The organism is Saccharothrix sp. NRRL B-16348 (assembly GCF_001280085.1).
Lineage (GTDB): Bacteria > Actinomycetota > Actinomycetes > Mycobacteriales > Pseudonocardiaceae > Actinosynnema.
On record NZ_LGED01000064.1, the window covers coordinates 1 to 1,088 of the forward strand.

Below are 1,088 nucleotides of genomic sequence, written 5' to 3' on the forward strand. Positions count from 1 at the left end.
GGCACCACAGCGTCGGTTCGGATGCCGCTGCGTCGGTGGTGCCTTCTTCCAGTCGTCGTACGGTGTCGGGGGATTGGCCGCTGCGTGCGGCGAGTTCGGTGATGGACAGGCCGGCGGCTTCGCGGGCCCGGCGCAGTTCGGCGCCGAGGACGCGGCCGCCCAGCGTGGTTGTGGCGCGCTGCGGGTGGCCGTCGTTCCGGGTCATATCCAGGTTCTCCGTGCGTTGGTGGTGCAGCAGGCGTCGGTGCGGGTGTGCGGACGGTTCGGGCGAAGCGGGTGTTGGGCGGCAGGGGTGCGGAACCTGCCGCCCCGGCGACCGGCGTCGGTTCGGCGCTCTGCGCACGGCGGTCACGTGGGGGCGGCGTGATCGGGTGTGGGCGAGCGGCGTGCGGACCGGGCCGGGTGGTTCAGGGGGTGGGGACGGCGTCGGGTGGTCCGCTCCGGTGAGTACGGCATCTCGGGAAACGGGGCGCCGTGGTGGTCCGGTTTCGTGACGTCGCGAGTCGGTGGCGTGGCCGGTGGGTGAGTGCGTCGTCGCGGGCGAGTCGGAACTCCAACAGCGCCCGGCACGGCACCGGTGTCCAGCGCCACCACCGCCCGGCCCGGCAGTGCCGGCAGTGGCCGTTCGCGTCCGGAACGTGCTGTGCGAGCAGGGCGTGCAGTCCGGCGACCAGGCCGGGCAGTTCACCACGCGCCGCCACGGCGGCCGTGTGGTCGTCGCCGTCCAGCACCACATCGACCACCGCGTCGAGGTCGGACCGGAGTCGATCGCGCGGCGCGGCGAACACGACGTTGTTGTTGCCCGCCACCCTCACGAACGTCCTCCGACCTCGGCGCGCCGTGCCTTGGTGACGGCCCTGCGGTTGTCACCGGTTTCGCGTGGCCGTGGGAACACGGGGATGCCCTCGTGTTCCCGCCAGGCCGTGTCGCAGCCGTGGCAGGTCGGCCAGCAGCCGTCGGGGTTCCTCGGTGGCGGGTCGTGCGGCACGGTCAGTTCGACACCGCACAACGTGTTGCCCGTGTCGTCGGCTGCCAGCGTGTCGGGGATCGCGTGTCGCTGCCCGTCGTAGGGCAGCCATCGGAACGCG

Annotated in this window: 3 protein-coding genes; all 3 read right to left on the bottom strand. The window is 72.9% G+C overall.

The window, feature by feature from the left end:
• On the bottom strand, positions 1 to 205 hold a 205-nt coding region (locus ADK67_RS08900), incomplete at its 3' end, for a helix-turn-helix domain-containing protein (protein WP_157620023.1).
• Positions 206 to 407: 202 nt separating this feature from the next.
• A complete protein-coding gene (locus tag ADK67_RS50615) occupies positions 408 to 815 on the bottom strand; it encodes a hypothetical protein (protein ID WP_157620024.1) in 408 nt (135 codons plus the stop codon).
• The coding region (locus ADK67_RS08910) for a zinc finger protein (protein WP_231648084.1) at positions 812 to 1,088 on the bottom strand (277 nt) is incomplete at its 5' end. The genes ADK67_RS08910 and ADK67_RS50615, both read right to left, overlap by 4 nt.